This is a genomic window from Roseinatronobacter alkalisoli, from assembly GCF_028745735.1.
In the GTDB taxonomy this organism is placed as follows: Bacteria; Pseudomonadota; Alphaproteobacteria; order Rhodobacterales; family Rhodobacteraceae; genus Roseinatronobacter; species Roseinatronobacter alkalisoli.
Genome location: NZ_JAQZSM010000015.1, coordinates 98,548 through 113,069, shown reverse-complemented (window position 1 = coordinate 113,069; position 14,522 = coordinate 98,548). Strand labels below are relative to the sequence as shown.

Genomic DNA, 14,522 nt, shown 5'->3' with positions numbered 1-14,522 from the left:
GTTCGCCACGATTGACAGTCATGTTGATGTCGCGCAGCACATGGAACGTGCCATACCATTTGTTCATCGCCGTGATCTGAATGGCAATTTCATCGCTGATCTGCATCTGACTGGTGTCGATTGCGCGGTCAATGCCCGGATCAAGTTGGGTTTTATTCATAATGCCGCCTTTGCGAGGCTGCCTTACCACCTTTCAGCGGCAAGGCGATTTTCATTAGAGGGTGGGCAAGGGTGGCAGCGGCTGACCGAACCATTCTTGTGACAACTCGTTCAACTCGCCGCCCAATGTCTTGTGCATGATGAAGACATTGACCCATTGCAGCAGATCTGAATTGCCTTTCTTCACACCGATGAAGCAAGGTGAGTCGCGCATGATGAATTTCACATCCACGCTCAAGTTGGGGTTGTTGGCGGCAAGTTCTGCGGCGATTGTGTTGCCCGTTACCAACACATCCACCTGACCGGACTGAAAGGCCGAGAGAGTCGCGGCATTGTCGCCAAAGCGGATGATTTCGGCATCTTCAGGGGCAGTGCGGGTCAGTTCCAGATCCTCCAGCGCGCCACCTGTTACCCCTATCTTGAGGCCAGACAGGTCAGCCACCGCGGAAATGTCCAGATCAGCAGATGCGAAAGCGCCTGAATAGAACGGTGCATATGCGGCTGAAAACCAGATCGATTTGGCGCGTTCCGGGTTCGCACCCATCGACGAGATCACGAGATCGACACGATCCGTTTCCAGGTAAGGGATGCGCTGGTTGGAACTGACGGGAATGATGTTCAGCTCCACCCCCAGATCGGCGGCGATCAGCTTGGCTACGTCGACATCATAGCCTTCATGCTCGCCTTCCATCCCTAGCGCACCAAAGGGCGGGAAGCTTTCCGGAACGGCGATATTGATGCTACCGCGTGCCAGGATGTCCGAGAGATCTGCAAGTGCGGCGACGGGGGCTAGACCTGCAAGGCCAAGCCCTGCAGCTATCACGAGGGAACGTAGGGTTTTCATTGGTGTCATCCTTTCATGAATGTCAGTTGAATAGTCATGCAGTCGCAACCGGCTGCAGGGTCTTGACGGTGCCCATCCGGCGTTCGAGATGGCGCGAATAAAGCGAAAGTGGAAAACAAAGGCTGAAGTAAATCAGCGCCATGAGCGGGAAAATGATGTATGGCTCCGTGCCGACAACCGGAGCATTGGCCCAGCGTTTGCCGATGGTCATCAAATCGGTAAAGCCGATGATATAGGCCAGCGATGTGCCCTTGATGATCTGCACCATAAAGCCCACGGTGGGTGCAAGAGCAATGCTGATCGCCTGAGGTGCAACAACAAGGCGGAGCGTTGGCAGGAAGCGTAACCCAAGCGCGCCGGCACCTTCCCACTGACCCTGAGGAACTGCCTCCAAAGCGCCGCGCCAGACATCGGACATATAGGCACTGGAATAAAGCGTCAGCGAAATGCTGGCTGCATACCATGGGTCAATGTTTACGCCGAACAGGCGCGGCACACCAAGTCCCGTCAAGAACAACAGCATCAGAAGTGGGGTCGACTGGAACAGCCAGATATAGGCGATTGTTGCCCGCTTGCCCCATTTGTTGGGTGCGATCCTAATAAGCGCAATTAAAGCCCCCAGCAGGCCGCCCCCGACAAAGGCAATCAACGAAAGATAGATCGTGAATTGGGTCGCATCGAGCAACTGATAGAACACGATGCCATGCGGGCGCCCGAAAATGTCAATTAGCAGCTCTCTCATCGTTGCAAGCCCACCCATGGAAAAAGCAGTCGATACAGTCCGACCATCAGCCCCTTGAAGCTGAGCGAGATGGCGATGTAGATCACCGTCAGGGTCACGAAGACTTCGAACGTGCGGAACGTGCGGCTGTCTATGAAGATGCCTGCGTTGGTCAGGTCGCGCACCCCAATTTCAGAGATGATTCCAGTCGTCAGAAAAAGGAAGATGAATTGACTGCTCAGCGACGGGAACATCTTGCCGATGGCTTGCGGCAGCGTGATTTTGAGAAAAATGATAAATGGCTTGAGCCCCATGGCCTGCGCGGCCTCATCCTGTCCGTTACCCACAGTGTTGAAACCCGCGCGCAGGATTTCCGCAAAATAAGCTGAGAAGTTCAATACCAGCGCAAGCAGTGCATGCGCCCAAAATGGCCATTGATAGCCCAGAAGCAAAGGTAAACCGAACGCCACGAAGAAGAGCTGCACGATCAGCGGGGTGTTCCGGATGAACTCGACATAAGTAGCTGCGACCCAGTGAATACCGAAAACCCGCCTGTGGCGCAGGAATGAAAGGACAATGGCAATCACGAAGCCGATAATCCCCGCAGCCAAGGTCAATCCGGCACTGAGTGCTGCCCCTTCAAAGAGAAGCCGGACGTAGTCGACGTTCCGAAAAATCTCAAAAAACCGTAAATCCACTGCCAGCGCGCCCCATCCTCAATGTCTGGCAACACGCAAAACTACTTCAGGATGCGCGAGCCATATGATTTTTGCGGCAACAGCTTTCGGTTTTCTTTGAAAATAGGGCGTAATTCTACCTAAGCTTCTGATATGATGCTGCAATGTTGAAACCTAGGTGTATTTCGATTTGAAATCCATCGTCTGCCATCAGGACTTATTGCTTAAAAAATGTGCTGACTGATCACAAATAAGTCGCATTGCGATTAGCGGTAACGTCTCCAAATTGAGAAATTTTCTGTTCCCCCTGGCGCTTCGAAGAAACTTGGATTCGATTGCCAAGGCAGCAAAGAATTTGTGATTCACATCCTCCAAAATGAAATTTGGTGTTTGACCATTGACGCCTTGCAGGGGTTTATCAGCGTTCAGCGACCGTCTGAAAATTGCGCGTTCACCCGGGGCGCTGCATCCACAGATCCATAGATGACGCGCAGCCGAAACGGGCTTCGCAGCGCCTCCATAACCGCATCCGCCCCGCCGGAAGGCAGCATCTGGGCGAGACGGAGCAGATCCTGAGCCTTGGCGAAAGACATTTGACTCTGTGCCAGAAATTGACACCATCATAGGCTATTGATCAGCTTGCGCTTTGTCCGCCACTTGCCCTCGCGAAAGTGTTCTCCTGCCCTGGCTGCGGCCGGATTTTTTCGTTGTTTTCGGGGGGTATGCGGGTAGGGCTGAGCACTGGCTGCAGCGCCGGGAGGGCCGGAAGTGGTCTCTCGGGTTGGATGTTCTCCAGACCTCATGACTGCGCTATTTTTAGTGAATTTTGTGTAAGTATATGTAATTTAATGTATTTTTGAAATGTGTGATTGATCGCTGTCGATGACAGCGGCGTTCGTGGCAAGGAACGCAAATCGAATTTTCACCATCAGAACAGTTCAGCGCCGCTGTCGTCATGGATGCGCTCATTCGTCCAGAACGGGGATATCGAAATGAAGCACGTCTTCCCGCGCACCGAGTTTTTCGTAAAGCGCGATGGCGGGCGGGTCGACATAGTCGGCCTGAACGAAAATGACCTGAGCGCCGGCGGTTTGTGCAATGGGCTTCAGTGCGGCGATCAACGCAGTCGCGACACCCTCGCGGCGATGTGTTTCGCGCACCGCCAGATCGTAGATATACACCTCGCTTCTCGCCTGTTCGAACTTCTCAAGGACATATGCGACCAGACCGCCGATCAGGGCATCGCCGTCGAACGCGGCTAGCGCAATCACATGCGGTTTGCCAAGCCAGTCGCGCAGATAGCTATCATCCGGCGCTGCACCAAGATAAGTTTCCGCGTCTTCGAACGCCTCCGCGAAAAGTGCGTTCATGCGGCGCATGGCTGCCAGATCGGTGGGGCCAATACGGGTGATGACATGGGCCATTGTGCTGCACTTTCCTGCTGGGTGTGGTGTCGCGTTCAGCGACATTCCGAATTCTGATTGCGCCGACGCGGCCTGCGGACCTGGAAAAATTCTCGGCCCCTCTGGCGAACAGCGATTGCGACATCGACGTTGCCCGACGTGACTTGCAGCGGCAAGCAAAAATGGCCATTTTTATCGAAGATCCATGAGAAGGCGGGGGTATAAACCGGCTATAAGCTTATTGATCTGGTCGCGATTCATTGCTGAGTTCAGTCACCGTCATGGGGTCGTCCACGCCATCAAGAACCAGTGTCGGGCATTCAATCCTGCCAAGGCCCGCCCGGGCATCCATGCGCCCATATGTCCTACCGCATTCAAGGCGCAGTTTGCTTGTGCAAGATGAGTGGATTACTGCCCCAGCACCGTGATCTTGAGCAGCATCCAGATTGCCATGCCGATCATCATCAGGTTCTCGGTCAAGGAAACGAACCCCAGTGGCACGTTGCTGTCGCCACCAACGCAGGCGCATTTCAACTCTCGCTTGTCGATATAGACCGCCTTGAAGACTGACACTGCCCCGACTGTGCCAATGATCAGGGCAACCGGGATTGACAGCCACATCAGTGCCCCCGCGACCATCAGAACGCCGGCCAATCCTTCGGCAAAGGGATAGACATATCCATAGCGCACCCAGCGCTGCGCCAGCAGATCATAATTCAGAAACATGGTCGAGAAACTCTCGATATCCTTCAGCTTCTGCAGGGCCAACAGGCACATGGAAAAGGCAATGAACCATTCCGCGGCCGTGATGGTCAGTAACCGGCCATAGGCGGCCCAACTGCCCGCCAGTGCCATCGCGCCAGCCATTGCGAACAATGCGATGACCGGGGTGTAGGTGGTGGCATCCTTATCCGGCACATCCTTGCCGAAGTGGCGCAACACGTCGTCATAGCCGCCTATCCGCGCCCCATCGATGAAGATTTGCGGCGTGGTCGCCACCCCATGCTTTTCCTTGAAAGCATCGGTTTCATCACGGCTTGTCAGGTGGTGGTCCTCGACCTCATAGCCGTGCCGGTTGAGCAGATCGAGCGATTTGAGGCCATATGGACATGTGTGTTCCGGCATAACCATCCGGTAAAGGGCTGCTGTTTTCTGCGGGTTCTTGGTCATTTGGTAGCCTCGATGTGATGAAAAGACAGAAGTTTTCGGACCCTGCGTGAGAGATGCCCTTGAAGGACTTGCCGTGTTCGGCGATTTCGATACCAGGTCATCCGATCGGCATGACGGTATCAAAAAGACCTTCCCTGCCACCCACATGGGGCTTCCAGTGGGGGGAAGGTCAATGCCAGGCACCAAACGCGACAGACGATTACGTCACTTGACCATCAACAGACCGGAAACTCTATGCGCGCGCTTACGCATTCTTGTTTCCGGACAGTTTGATCGCGCCGGTTCCGGGTCTTGATCCGGGTGTGCTTTCAGGCGTGTTGTAAGCGGTTTGGGGGCTTTCTGGACTGACATGACCCATAAGAATTTGATCTTGCATAATAATTCTGTCAGGTTGAAATGCGCTGAGTATGGATGCATAGATGCCTCAAGCTTTTGATTTTAAACCGGATGAGCCGACGGCTGAACTAAGAACCATCCATGACCTGAAGTCATGGATGGTGAAAAACGGCTGTAATTTTCTCTCATATCAGATTGACAGTGCCCCTATTTACGAGGGCTTTATTCTCGCAGAAGTCCGTTCATTCTTTCACTGGATTTACACCGAGCGGGGCGTCGAAAGAACAGATATGGTCTTTCGCTGTGAATTGGACGCGGTTTCCTACGCCTACAAGCATATCAGAGATGACGGTTGGGCGTGGAGCCATATGGTTGGCTTCGCCAAAGACAAGGCTCAGCTTGGAGCGTTAAGGAACTGCCTGCAAAGTAGGAACATCGCTTACTATGAAGACGAAATACCCTTTGGCGGCAAAGATGATACAAGATATCGAATTTACGTTCATGGCTCTAGGGCTGAGGCTGTCGCCGATCTTAAACTAGAATTTGGTGCGTAGACACTGCAATCGCCCGGTCGGCAGGTTTCGACCATCCGTAAACTTCGAAAAACAGCCATTCCTTCATCGCGTAGCATCTGGCGGCCCTGTGCGCGATTGTGTGGGATGGCATGACCGGGCAAGTAAGGTCTCGCCCGGTCTGTTGTTCAGGCCCGCAGATGCAATGCTGCGTTTTGATATGGATACCCGAAATCATCCACATCGCGCCGTGAAACTTCGCTGAAACCCAGCGATGTGTAGAAGCGGACGGCCTGTTCGTTTTCGGTATAGACCTCAAGCGACAGTTCGCCCTTCAGGGCCAGCGCATGTGCGACAAGCTTGCGGCCCGCCCCCATTCCCTGCCGGTCCGGCGCGATGAAAAGCCCCCCGATAAAGCTGCCCAGCAGACTGATAAAGCCGATGGCATCATCAGAATGGCAGGCAACCCAGGTTTCTGCTTTCGGCAGGTATTCATCCGCGATCAGTTGACGTTGTTCAAGAAGCCTGCGCTTGCCGATGAACGGATGCGCTATCATCGATGCGTCAAACCAGATGGAGGACAGGATTTCGGTATCCGTCACCCTGTCAAAGGGCCGGATGAGTATGTCTTGGTTCATCATGTGAACTCCGGAAAATTCATGCAAAAGACCGGCACAAAATGTGCCGTGCGATGCCGCTATATGCGGCTCAATCGAAGCCTCTGCGCATAAATCTCCTTCTTGGACGTGACTGACGATAGATTGCGGCGCATTGATCGTCAATCGGCAGGCAAGGGGCCGTTTTGCCCCGCGACCATTCCAGGCGGTAGTTGCTCGTATTGCTGTTTTCGCAGCGCAGCCCGAAAGACTGGCTGATTACGCTTGCCAGTCTCATCACCTGAGTGCGGCACCCGCTGCGCGCAACATCTGTTGGTCTGCGCTTGCAATGACCGGCCCGCGCAGGCGCGCCGCGCGGGCGCGCAATGCATTTGCGCGGTTTTCAAGCGCAGTTGTTGTCAGAAGGTGTGCGTTTGGCCCGTCCTTCGCCTGACGCAACACATCCGAAATGGGCAACAGCGCAGGTGTCGGCCCGGAGGATGATGTCGCTGGCGGCAGATCAGGTCCGGCTGTGCAGGCTGCCAACATTGTCAGCAGCAACCAGATGACCGCGTGTCCGCGTTGAAACCCCGAAATTCCCATCATTCGCCCAGCAATTGCCCCGCCGCAGGATGCGCCAGTTCTGATACGGGCGCAAGGGCCGTAAGCGGCTGGATTGTGCAGGATGGTGCATGACTGGTGCAGATGCATCTTGAATTCCTGCGGAATTTGGGGCCAAGAGGCAAGCCATGGCCCGCAAGAAGAACTCCTCTGCCGAAGTGACCGGCCCGCGTATTCGCGCTGCCGCGCAAGAATTGTTTGCGCGCCATGGCTATGCGGCGGTGTCCATGCGCCAGATCGCTGCCGAAGTCGGCGTGCAGGCGGGGGCGCTGTATCTATATACCCCCGACAAGCAAAGCCTGCTTTTTGACATGATGCGCGACCATCTGGCGGAATTGCTGGACACGCACGCCGCCTTGCCCGAATGCGCCGACCCCATGGCCGCGCTGGAACAGTTCACCCGCTTCCATATCCGGTTTCACAACGCGCGCAGCGATTCGGTTTTTATTGCCTATATGGAATTGCGCAATCTGGAGCGCGCGAATTTCACCCGGATCGAAGCCATGCGCCGCAGCTATGAAGCGCGGTTGCAGGAGGTACTGGAGCGGGGCCGCGCGGCGGGCGTGTTCGATGTGCCCGACACCAAACTGGCCGCGTTTGCACTGATTGCCATGCTGACAGGTGTCAACACGTGGTTCCGCGAAACCGGCAGGCTAAGCCTGTCGCATGTGGAAGACATATACTGGGATATGGTGCGCAAATCCGTCGGGGGGTGACGGTGCTATCATGTTTTTAATTTGCCTGTTTTTTCGGCATATCCGAGGGTTTCGTATTTCTTAAACAATTTATCCTGTTATTCTGCAGAAACAATGAACAGGCGCAGCCAATCTGCGCGGACCAAGGAGGGATTACCATGCTGGATGTCAAGGAACCGGGCTTTCGCGAAAATGTGGATCTGATGTTCCGCCGTGCGGTGGCGCATCTGGATCTGCCCCCGGGACTGGCAGAAAAAATTCAGATATGTAACTCCACCTATACTGTCCGTTTCGGGGTGCGCTTGCGCGGCAAGATCGAAACCTTTGTCGGCTACCGCGCTGTGCATTCCGAGCATATGGAACCCGTCAAGGGGGGCATCCGCTATGCGCCCGAAGTTCACCAGAACGAGGTCGAGGCGTTGGCCGCGCTGATGACCTATAAATGCGCACTGGTCGAAACGCCCTTTGGCGGGGCAAAAGGCGGGCTGTGTATCGACCCGCGCAAATATGAAGAACACGAACTGGAACAGATCACGCGCCGCTTTGCCTATGAACTGGCCAAACGCGACCTGATTCACCCGGCCCAGAACGTGCCCGCCCCTGATATGGGCACAGGCGAGCGTGAAATGGCATGGATCGCGGACCAGTATGCCCGCATGAACACAACTGATATCAACGCGCGCGCCTGTGTGACCGGCAAGCCGTTGAATGCAGGCGGCATCAAGGGCCGGGTCGAGGCGACAGGCCGCGGGGTGCAATATGCGCTGCGCGAATTCTTCCGCCACCCCGAAGATGTCAAGGTCACGGGCCTGTCGGGAAGCCTGTCGGGTAAGCGGATCATTGTGCAGGGTCTGGGTAATGTGGGCTATCACGCAGCGAAATTCCTGCGCGAAGAAGATGACGCCGTGATCACCGGAATTATTGAACGCGACGGGGCCATCGTGAACCCGGCGGGGCTGGACCCGGATGCGGTGCGCGACTGGATTATCCAGACCGGTGGGGTCAACGGGTTTGCGGGCGCGGAATATATTGCCGATGGCGCAACAATTCTGGAATCGGAATGCGATATCCTGATACCGGCCGCGCTGGAAGGGGTGATCAATATCAATAATGCTGATCGTATTCAGGCCCCGCTGATCATTGAAGCGGCGAATGGTCCGATCACGGCGGGGGCGGATGAAATCCTGCGCGAAAAGGATATCGTCATCATTCCGGACCTTTATGCCAATGCCGGTGGTGTGACAGTGTCCTATTTCGAATGGGTCAAGAACCTCAGCCATATCCGCTTTGGCCGGATGCAGCGCCGCAATGAAGAAGCGCATGCGCTGCTGCTGGTCACGGAACTGGAACGCCTGTCGGCGGACAAACAGCTGGGCTGGGAACTGGCCCCCGATTTCAAACGCCGCTATTTGCAGGGCGCGGATGAGTTGCAACTGGTGCGTTCGGGTCTGGATGACACGATGCGCACGGCCTATCAGTCGATTTCCAAGGTCTGGCATGAACGGTCGGACGTGAAGGACCTGCGCACCGCGGCCTTCATCGTGGCGATTGAACGGGTTGCGGCCAGCTACCGCGCCAAGGGGCTTTGATCTGCCGGAACGTCATTTTCGCGCGCCATGACCTTCTGGCGCGCGAAGGCTGATTCACGGTCGGCAAGCCCCAGCAGGTTTGACACAAGGCGCATCAGTCCGTCTTCATTCTCATGCCTGCCGCCATCAGCCAGAATGACAGACCACAAATCTTCCAGCAGGGCGGGGCGATCTTCCAGTGGCACGATGTCCTTGATGGCGCGGGTCAGATGAACCGTGTCGCCTGCGCGTTGCTCAAAAGCGGCGGCCCGCAGGCGCAGGGCGTCGGCATCGGTGACTGGCAGCGTAAAACGCCGCGCCAGAATCGCATCGATCTGCGCAATCTGGCGGTCGTCATAGATGTCGCTTGCGCGGGCGGCCCGTACCAGCAATGCAGCAAGTGCCTGCTGCCCGTCAGGCAAGCCGGTTTCGGGCGCCCCAGACCCGGCATTCAGGGCGCCCATTATTTTCTTCAGTATATTAAGCACTTACAGGCAATCCTTCAACCACTCCAGTTTCATCAGGGGTAAATGTCATGGCCAGCCCGTTGATGCAATGCCGCTTGCCCGTGGGGGCAGGTCCGTCATCAAAGATATGGCCCTGATGGCCGCCGCAATTGCTGCAATGCACTTCAGTGCGGACCATGAAAAACAGGGTGCGGTCAATCTGCGTGCCGGTTGCGCCGTCAATCGCATCCCAGAAGCTGGGCCAGCCGGTGCGGCTGTCATATTTCGTTTCGGACCGGTACAGCCCCTGACCGCAGCCCGCGCAATTATAGGTGCCCGCGCGGGCCTCGTTCAGCAAGGGCGAGCGTTCGCCCAGCAACCGGTTGCTGAAGGCTTCCTCCGTCTTGTGGTCGCGCAGCACGGCGAACTGGGCGGGCGTCAGCCGCGCGCGCCATTCATCCGGTGACAGCGTCAGGGGGAAGCGCGTATCCTGCGCCTGGGCTGCATTTCCTGAAATAACTGCTGCGCCTGCCAATATGAATCCGCGTCTGCTGAACATGGCATTCCTCCTATGGGTTACCTGTGGATTATATGCGCTATACGGGCATCCGGGTGATATTGTTTCAACAGATAGTGCAATGCGCTATCACTGCTTCAACAAAGCTGCGTGATCTGTCATTATCCATCCCATGAGTCTGCCCCCTGGTTTCCTTGATGAACTGCGCAATCGTGTCTCGATCTCTTCTGTGGTCGGGCGCAAGGTCACATGGGATATGCGCAAGTCCAATCAGACGAAGGGCGATTTCTGGGCGCCATGCCCGTTCCATCAGGAAAAATCCGCGTCTTTTCATGTGGATGACCGCAAGGGGTTTTACTACTGCTTTGGCTGTCATGCCAAAGGGGATACAATTAAATTCCTGTGCGAAACGGAAAATATGGGCTTCATGGAAGCGGTGGAAGTGCTGGCGCGCGAGGCAGGCATGACCATGCCTGCACGTGACCCCAAAGCCGCGCAAAAGGCCGACAGGCTAAGCGAACTGGCCGCAGTGACGGAACAGGCCGTGCGCTATTTTCGGCTGCAACTGAACACCAACGCGGCCGCCACCGCGCGCGATTATCTGGCCGGGCGCGGTCTTGGGGCGCAGGCGCTGGAACGGTTTGAAATAGGCTTTGCGCCCGATACCCGGCATGGGTTGTGGGCGCATCTGACGGGGGCGGGCGTTGCCCCCGACAAGATTATCGATGCAGGCTTGGCCGCGCGCCCCGATGATGGTGGCGCGCCCTATGACCGGTTTCGCGGGCGCATCATCTTTCCCATCCGCGACATGCGGGGGCGGTGCATTGCTTTTGGCGGGCGGTCCATGGACCCGAATGCCCGCGCGAAATACCTGAATTCGCCGGAAACCATGCTGTTTGACAAGGGGCGGTCGCTTTACAATGCGGGGCCTGCGCGGGCCGCAGTCGGCAAGGACCACCCGCTGATTGTCGCCGAAGGGTATATGGATGTCATCGCCCTCGTCGAAGCAGGGTTCGGTGCGGCTGTGGCCCCCCTTGGCACCGCGATTACCGAAGATCAGTTGCGCATGATCTGGCGCATTTCACCGGAACCCGTCATCGCCCTGGACGGGGATGAGGCGGGATTGCGCGCGGGCTACCGACTGATGGATCTGGCGCTGCCATTGCTAAGTTCCGAGCAATCGTTGCGCTTCTGCCTGCTGCCCGAAAAGATGGACCCGGATGATGTGCTGCGCAGCGGCGGTGCGGGGGCCATGCGCAAACTGATAGATGGGGCGGTGCCGCTGGTGCGGCTGCTGTGGCAGCGCGAAACCGAAGCGCAGGTCTTCGACAGCCCTGAACGCCGCGACGCGCTGGACAAGCGCCTGCGCGCAGCACTCATGAAAATTGCAGATCCGGGCCTGCGCGCGCATTATGCCGAAGAATTGAAATCACTGCGCGCGGCCTTTTTCCGCGCCGCCACACCGCCCGGACGCGGGGCATGGCGGGCAGGGGGCAAATGGCAGCCGCCACCCGCATCCGCGCTGGCCGCCACACGCAATACATTGCTGGCAAGCGGGGACAGCACTGCCATTGCCGAGAAGATGCGCGAAGAGATCATTCTGGCGATATTGCTGCGCCACCGCGACCTGCTGCGCGAATTCGAATCCGATCTGGAACGTGCGGAAATGCGTGATATGCGCAACAGCGCATTGCGCCACGCCTTGCTGGAAGGGGGGGCACCGCCGGACCCGGAACAGGTTTCCGCGCTTATGGCATTGGGACATGTGCGGATTGCACCACCGGTGCAGAATGACGACATTGATCTTGCGCGCCTGTGCCTGCGCGAGGAATTCGCCAAGCTGCTGGCCCGTCGCGGCGCTGCTGCGGAATTGCGCGACGCGGTCGAGGATCTGGCCCATCTGCCCGATGAAGGGCTGACATGGCGGCTGAAGCAGGCTGCGGAATTGCGCAACCGGTCAGAGCGTTCGAACCTGTCGGATTCCGCCGATCTGGGCGAGGATCGCGCCGCACTTTCGGGGCAGTTAAGCCGATTCATCGAATCACAGGTGTGGATAAAACAGAAAAAATGACCGAATCGTTGCCTTTGCGCACGGTTTGCCCGGTCAAAATGCGTTCTGGAACTGGAAAAACACGTTTCTTTTGCCTACATCAGGTGCAGTCCGCGCTGGCCGCCTGGTGATTCGCCGAATCGATTCGCCTCAGGAATGCCGCGCCTCAGCTTTTCGGGAGCTTTCATGGCCGCCAAAGACACCGACGACACCAGGCAAGAAGATCAGGATAACGAAGGCGGGCAGATTGTCAGCCAGGCCTCGATCAAGCGGATGATCGCGCAGGCCAAGGAACGTGGCTATATCACTTATGAGCAGCTGAACAAATCACTGCCGCCCGAACAGGTCGCGTCCGAGCAGATCGAAGATGTCATGTCGATGCTGTCGGAAATGGGCATCAACGTTGTCGAAGATGATGAAGAAGGCGATGAACCCGACGCCAAGGGTGGCGAGTTGGTGGAAACCAGCGGGTCGCGCGAAGTCGCGGTATCGTCCGGAACGGGCAGCGAAACGCTGGACCGCACAGATGACCCTGTGCGCATGTATCTGCGTGAAATGGGGTCTGTCGAACTTCTGTCGCGCGAAGGCGAAATCGCCATCGCCAAACGGATCGAGGCGGGCCGCAACACGATGATCCTGGGCCTGTGCGAAAGCCCGCTGACATTTCAGGCGATCACCATCTGGCGGGATGAATTGCTGAACGAAGATGTCCTGCTGCGTGATGTTATCGATCTGGAAACCACCTTCGGCAATGCGCTGGACGAGGAAGAAGGCATTCCTGTGACTGACGGGATTGCCGATGCCGCCGCCGCTGCCAGCCCCAAGCGCGAGCGCAGCAACGAGCCGGAACTGGATGCAGACGGCAACCCCATCGCCTCCAATGATGATGATGAGGAAGACGACGAACAGTCGAACCTGTCGCTTGCCGCCATGGAAAGCGCGCTGAAGCCGCGTGTGCTGGAAACGCTGGACCGGATTGCGCGCGATTATGAATTCCTGTCGGAAATGCAGGATCAGCGCATGAATGCCACCCTTCTGGAAGCGGGGCGGTTTTCTGATGATCAGGAACAGAAATACCAGAAACTGCGTGCCGAAATTGTGGAACTGGTGAATTCGCTTCACCTGCATAACAACCGGATCGAAGCGCTGGTAGACCAGCTTTACGGGATCAACCGGCGCATCATGTCGATCGACAGCGCCATGGTTAAACTGGCCGATCAGGCACGCATCAACCGGCGCGAATTCATTGACGAATATCGCGGCGCCGAGCTGGACCCGACATGGTGCGACCGCATGGCCGACAAGGCCGGTCGCGGCTGGCAGGCCTTGATGGAACGTTCGCGCGACAAGGTTGAAGAATTGCGCAACGACATGGCGCAGGTCGGGCAGTATGTCGGCGTTGATATTCAGGAATACCGCCGCATTGTCGGTCAGGTCCAGAAGGGCGAAAAAGAAGCCCGTCAGGCCAAGAAGGAAATGGTCGAAGCCAACTTGCGGTTGGTGATCTCAATCGCCAAGAAATACACGAACCGCGGGCTGCAATTCCTTGATCTTATTCAGGAAGGTAACATCGGCCTGATGAAGGCGGTGGACAAGTTCGAATACCGCCGCGGCTACAAGTTCAGCACCTATGCGACATGGTGGATCCGGCAGGCCATTACCCGTTCTATCGCCGATCAGGCGCGCACCATCCGGATTCCGGTGCATATGATCGAAACCATCAACAAGCTGGTGCGCACCGGCCGGCAGATGCTGCATGAAATCGGGCGTGAACCCACGTCCGAGGAACTGGCAGAAAAGCTGCAGATGCCGTTGGACAAGGTGCGCAAGGTGATGAAAATCGCCAAGGAACCCATCAGCCTTGAAACCCCCATCGGCGATGAGGAAGACAGCCAGCTTGGCGATTTCATCGAAGACAAGAACGCGCTGCTGCCGCTGGACTCTGCCATTCAGGACAATTTGCGCGAAACCACCACGCGCGTGCTGTCATCGCTGACGCCCCGCGAAGAACGTGTGCTGCGCATGCGTTTCGGCATCGGCATGAACACTGACCACACATTGGAAGAGGTGGGACAGCAATTCAGCGTGACCCGCGAACGCATTCGTCAGATCGAGGCGAAGGCACTGCGCAAGCTGAAACACCCCAGCCGGTCGCGCAAGCTGCGTAGTTTTCTGGACCAGTAATGCGCTGACATCAGGGCAGGGCG

At 56.8% G+C, this 14,522-nt stretch carries 14 protein-coding genes and 1 pseudogene; 5 read left to right on the top strand and 10 right to left on the bottom strand.

The genetic code is table 11. The annotated features are described in order from the left end of the window. From PUT78_RS15330 to PUT78_RS15305, 6 genes and pseudogenes are all read right to left on the bottom strand, one after another. A pseudogene (locus PUT78_RS15330) lies at positions 1-160 on the bottom strand (amino acid ABC transporter ATP-binding protein); the annotation flags it as partial. Between the two features lie 54 nt (positions 161-214). Further along, positions 215-1,003 carry a transporter substrate-binding domain-containing protein gene (locus tag PUT78_RS15325; RefSeq protein ID WP_274353142.1) on the bottom strand — a complete coding sequence of 263 codons (789 nt, stop codon included), beginning with the start codon at positions 1,001-1,003 and terminating at the stop codon, positions 215-217. A gap of 34 nt (positions 1,004-1,037) precedes the next feature. Then, positions 1,038-1,745: an amino acid ABC transporter permease gene (locus tag PUT78_RS15320; RefSeq protein ID WP_274353141.1), complete on the bottom strand. Its 708-nt coding sequence runs from the start codon at positions 1,743-1,745 to the stop codon at positions 1,038-1,040. After that, the gene (locus PUT78_RS15315) at positions 1,742-2,422 is read right to left on the bottom strand and encodes an amino acid ABC transporter permease (protein ID WP_274353140.1); all 681 of its coding nucleotides are present in this window, start codon (positions 2,420-2,422) and stop codon (positions 1,742-1,744) included. Before PUT78_RS15315 ends, PUT78_RS15320 begins: the two co-directional genes overlap by 4 nt. A 944-nt stretch (positions 2,423-3,366) precedes the next feature. Further along, positions 3,367-3,825: an AAC(3)-I family aminoglycoside N-acetyltransferase gene (locus tag PUT78_RS15310; RefSeq protein WP_274353139.1), complete on the bottom strand. Its 459-nt coding sequence runs from the start codon at positions 3,823-3,825 to the stop codon at positions 3,367-3,369. A 387-nt stretch (positions 3,826-4,212) separates the two neighbouring features. Beyond that, positions 4,213-4,974: a glutaredoxin gene (locus PUT78_RS15305; RefSeq protein ID WP_274353138.1), complete on the bottom strand. Its 762-nt coding sequence runs from the start codon at positions 4,972-4,974 to the stop codon at positions 4,213-4,215. Positions 4,975-5,393: 419 nt separating this feature from the next. Between PUT78_RS15305 and PUT78_RS15300 the strand changes: the two genes are divergently transcribed. Next, positions 5,394-5,864: a hypothetical protein gene (locus PUT78_RS15300; RefSeq protein WP_274353137.1), complete on the top strand. Its 471-nt coding sequence runs from the start codon at positions 5,394-5,396 to the stop codon at positions 5,862-5,864. Between the two features lie 146 nt (positions 5,865-6,010). Here the strand turns inward: PUT78_RS15300 and PUT78_RS15295 are convergent, their stop codons facing one another. Together PUT78_RS15295 and PUT78_RS15290 are read right to left on the bottom strand one after the other, a co-directional pair. Beyond that, positions 6,011-6,463, bottom strand: a complete 453-nt coding sequence (locus PUT78_RS15295) for a GNAT family N-acetyltransferase (protein WP_274353136.1) — start codon at positions 6,461-6,463, stop codon at positions 6,011-6,013. Positions 6,464-6,715: 252 nt separating this feature from the next. After that, complete coding sequence (locus tag PUT78_RS15290; protein WP_274353135.1) at positions 6,716-7,024, bottom strand: hypothetical protein; 309 nt, start codon at positions 7,022-7,024, stop codon at positions 6,716-6,718. Positions 7,025-7,167: 143 nt separating this feature from the next. Between PUT78_RS15290 and PUT78_RS15285 the strand changes: the two genes are divergently transcribed. Next, positions 7,168-7,755 carry a TetR/AcrR family transcriptional regulator gene (locus tag PUT78_RS15285; protein ID WP_274353134.1) on the top strand — a complete coding sequence of 196 codons (588 nt, stop codon included), beginning with the start codon at positions 7,168-7,170 and terminating at the stop codon, positions 7,753-7,755. 137 nt (positions 7,756-7,892) lie between these two features. After that, positions 7,893-9,323, top strand: a complete 1,431-nt coding sequence (locus tag PUT78_RS15280) for a Glu/Leu/Phe/Val family dehydrogenase (RefSeq protein ID WP_274353133.1) — start codon at positions 7,893-7,895, stop codon at positions 9,321-9,323. Here the strand turns inward: PUT78_RS15280 and PUT78_RS15275 are convergent. Beyond that, positions 9,302-9,766: a tellurite resistance TerB family protein gene (locus tag PUT78_RS15275; RefSeq protein WP_274353132.1), complete on the bottom strand. Its 465-nt coding sequence runs from the start codon at positions 9,764-9,766 to the stop codon at positions 9,302-9,304. The genes PUT78_RS15280 and PUT78_RS15275 overlap by 22 nt on opposite strands. Positions 9,767-9,782: 16 nt before the next feature. Beyond that, positions 9,783-10,307, bottom strand: coding sequence for a peptide-methionine (R)-S-oxide reductase MsrB (gene msrB, locus PUT78_RS15270; RefSeq protein WP_274353131.1), 525 nt, complete (start codon positions 10,305-10,307; stop codon positions 9,783-9,785). 130 nt (positions 10,308-10,437) lie between these two features. Between msrB and dnaG the strand changes: the two genes are divergently transcribed. Both dnaG and rpoD read left to right on the top strand, forming a co-directional pair. Further along, the gene (gene dnaG / locus PUT78_RS15265) at positions 10,438-12,336 is read left to right on the top strand and encodes a DNA primase (RefSeq protein WP_274353130.1); all 1,899 of its coding nucleotides are present in this window, start codon (positions 10,438-10,440) and stop codon (positions 12,334-12,336) included. A gap of 165 nt (positions 12,337-12,501) precedes the next feature. Further along, entirely contained in the window at positions 12,502-14,499 is a 1,998-nt protein-coding gene (rpoD, locus tag PUT78_RS15260; RefSeq protein WP_274353129.1) for an RNA polymerase sigma factor RpoD, read from the top strand. Positions 14,500-14,522 lie beyond the last annotated feature (23 nt).

Coding starts and splice junctions, on each gene's coding strand:
- PUT78_RS15325 (WP_274353142.1), bottom strand. CDS start 1,003: ATGAAAACCCTACGTTCCCTCGTGATAGCTGCAGGGCTTGGCCTTGCA.
- PUT78_RS15320 (WP_274353141.1), bottom strand. CDS start 1,745: ATGAGAGAGCTGCTAATTGACATTTTCGGGCGCCCGCATGGCATCGTG.
- PUT78_RS15310 (WP_274353139.1), bottom strand. CDS start 3,825: ATGGCCCATGTCATCACCCGTATTGGCCCCACCGATCTGGCAGCCATG.
- PUT78_RS15305 (WP_274353138.1), bottom strand. CDS start 4,974: ATGACCAAGAACCCGCAGAAAACAGCAGCCCTTTACCGGATGGTTATG.
- PUT78_RS15300 (WP_274353137.1), top strand. CDS start 5,394: ATGCCTCAAGCTTTTGATTTTAAACCGGATGAGCCGACGGCTGAACTA.
- PUT78_RS15295 (WP_274353136.1), bottom strand. CDS start 6,463: ATGATGAACCAAGACATACTCATCCGGCCCTTTGACAGGGTGACGGAT.
- PUT78_RS15290 (WP_274353135.1), bottom strand. CDS start 7,024: ATGATGGGAATTTCGGGGTTTCAACGCGGACACGCGGTCATCTGGTTG.
- PUT78_RS15285 (WP_274353134.1), top strand. CDS start 7,168: ATGGCCCGCAAGAAGAACTCCTCTGCCGAAGTGACCGGCCCGCGTATT.
- PUT78_RS15280 (WP_274353133.1), top strand. CDS start 7,893: ATGCTGGATGTCAAGGAACCGGGCTTTCGCGAAAATGTGGATCTGATG.
- PUT78_RS15275 (WP_274353132.1), bottom strand. CDS start 9,766: ATGGGCGCCCTGAATGCCGGGTCTGGGGCGCCCGAAACCGGCTTGCCT.
- msrB (WP_274353131.1), bottom strand. CDS start 10,307: ATGTTCAGCAGACGCGGATTCATATTGGCAGGCGCAGCAGTTATTTCA.
- dnaG (WP_274353130.1), top strand. CDS start 10,438: ATGAGTCTGCCCCCTGGTTTCCTTGATGAACTGCGCAATCGTGTCTCG.
- rpoD (WP_274353129.1), top strand. CDS start 12,502: ATGGCCGCCAAAGACACCGACGACACCAGGCAAGAAGATCAGGATAAC.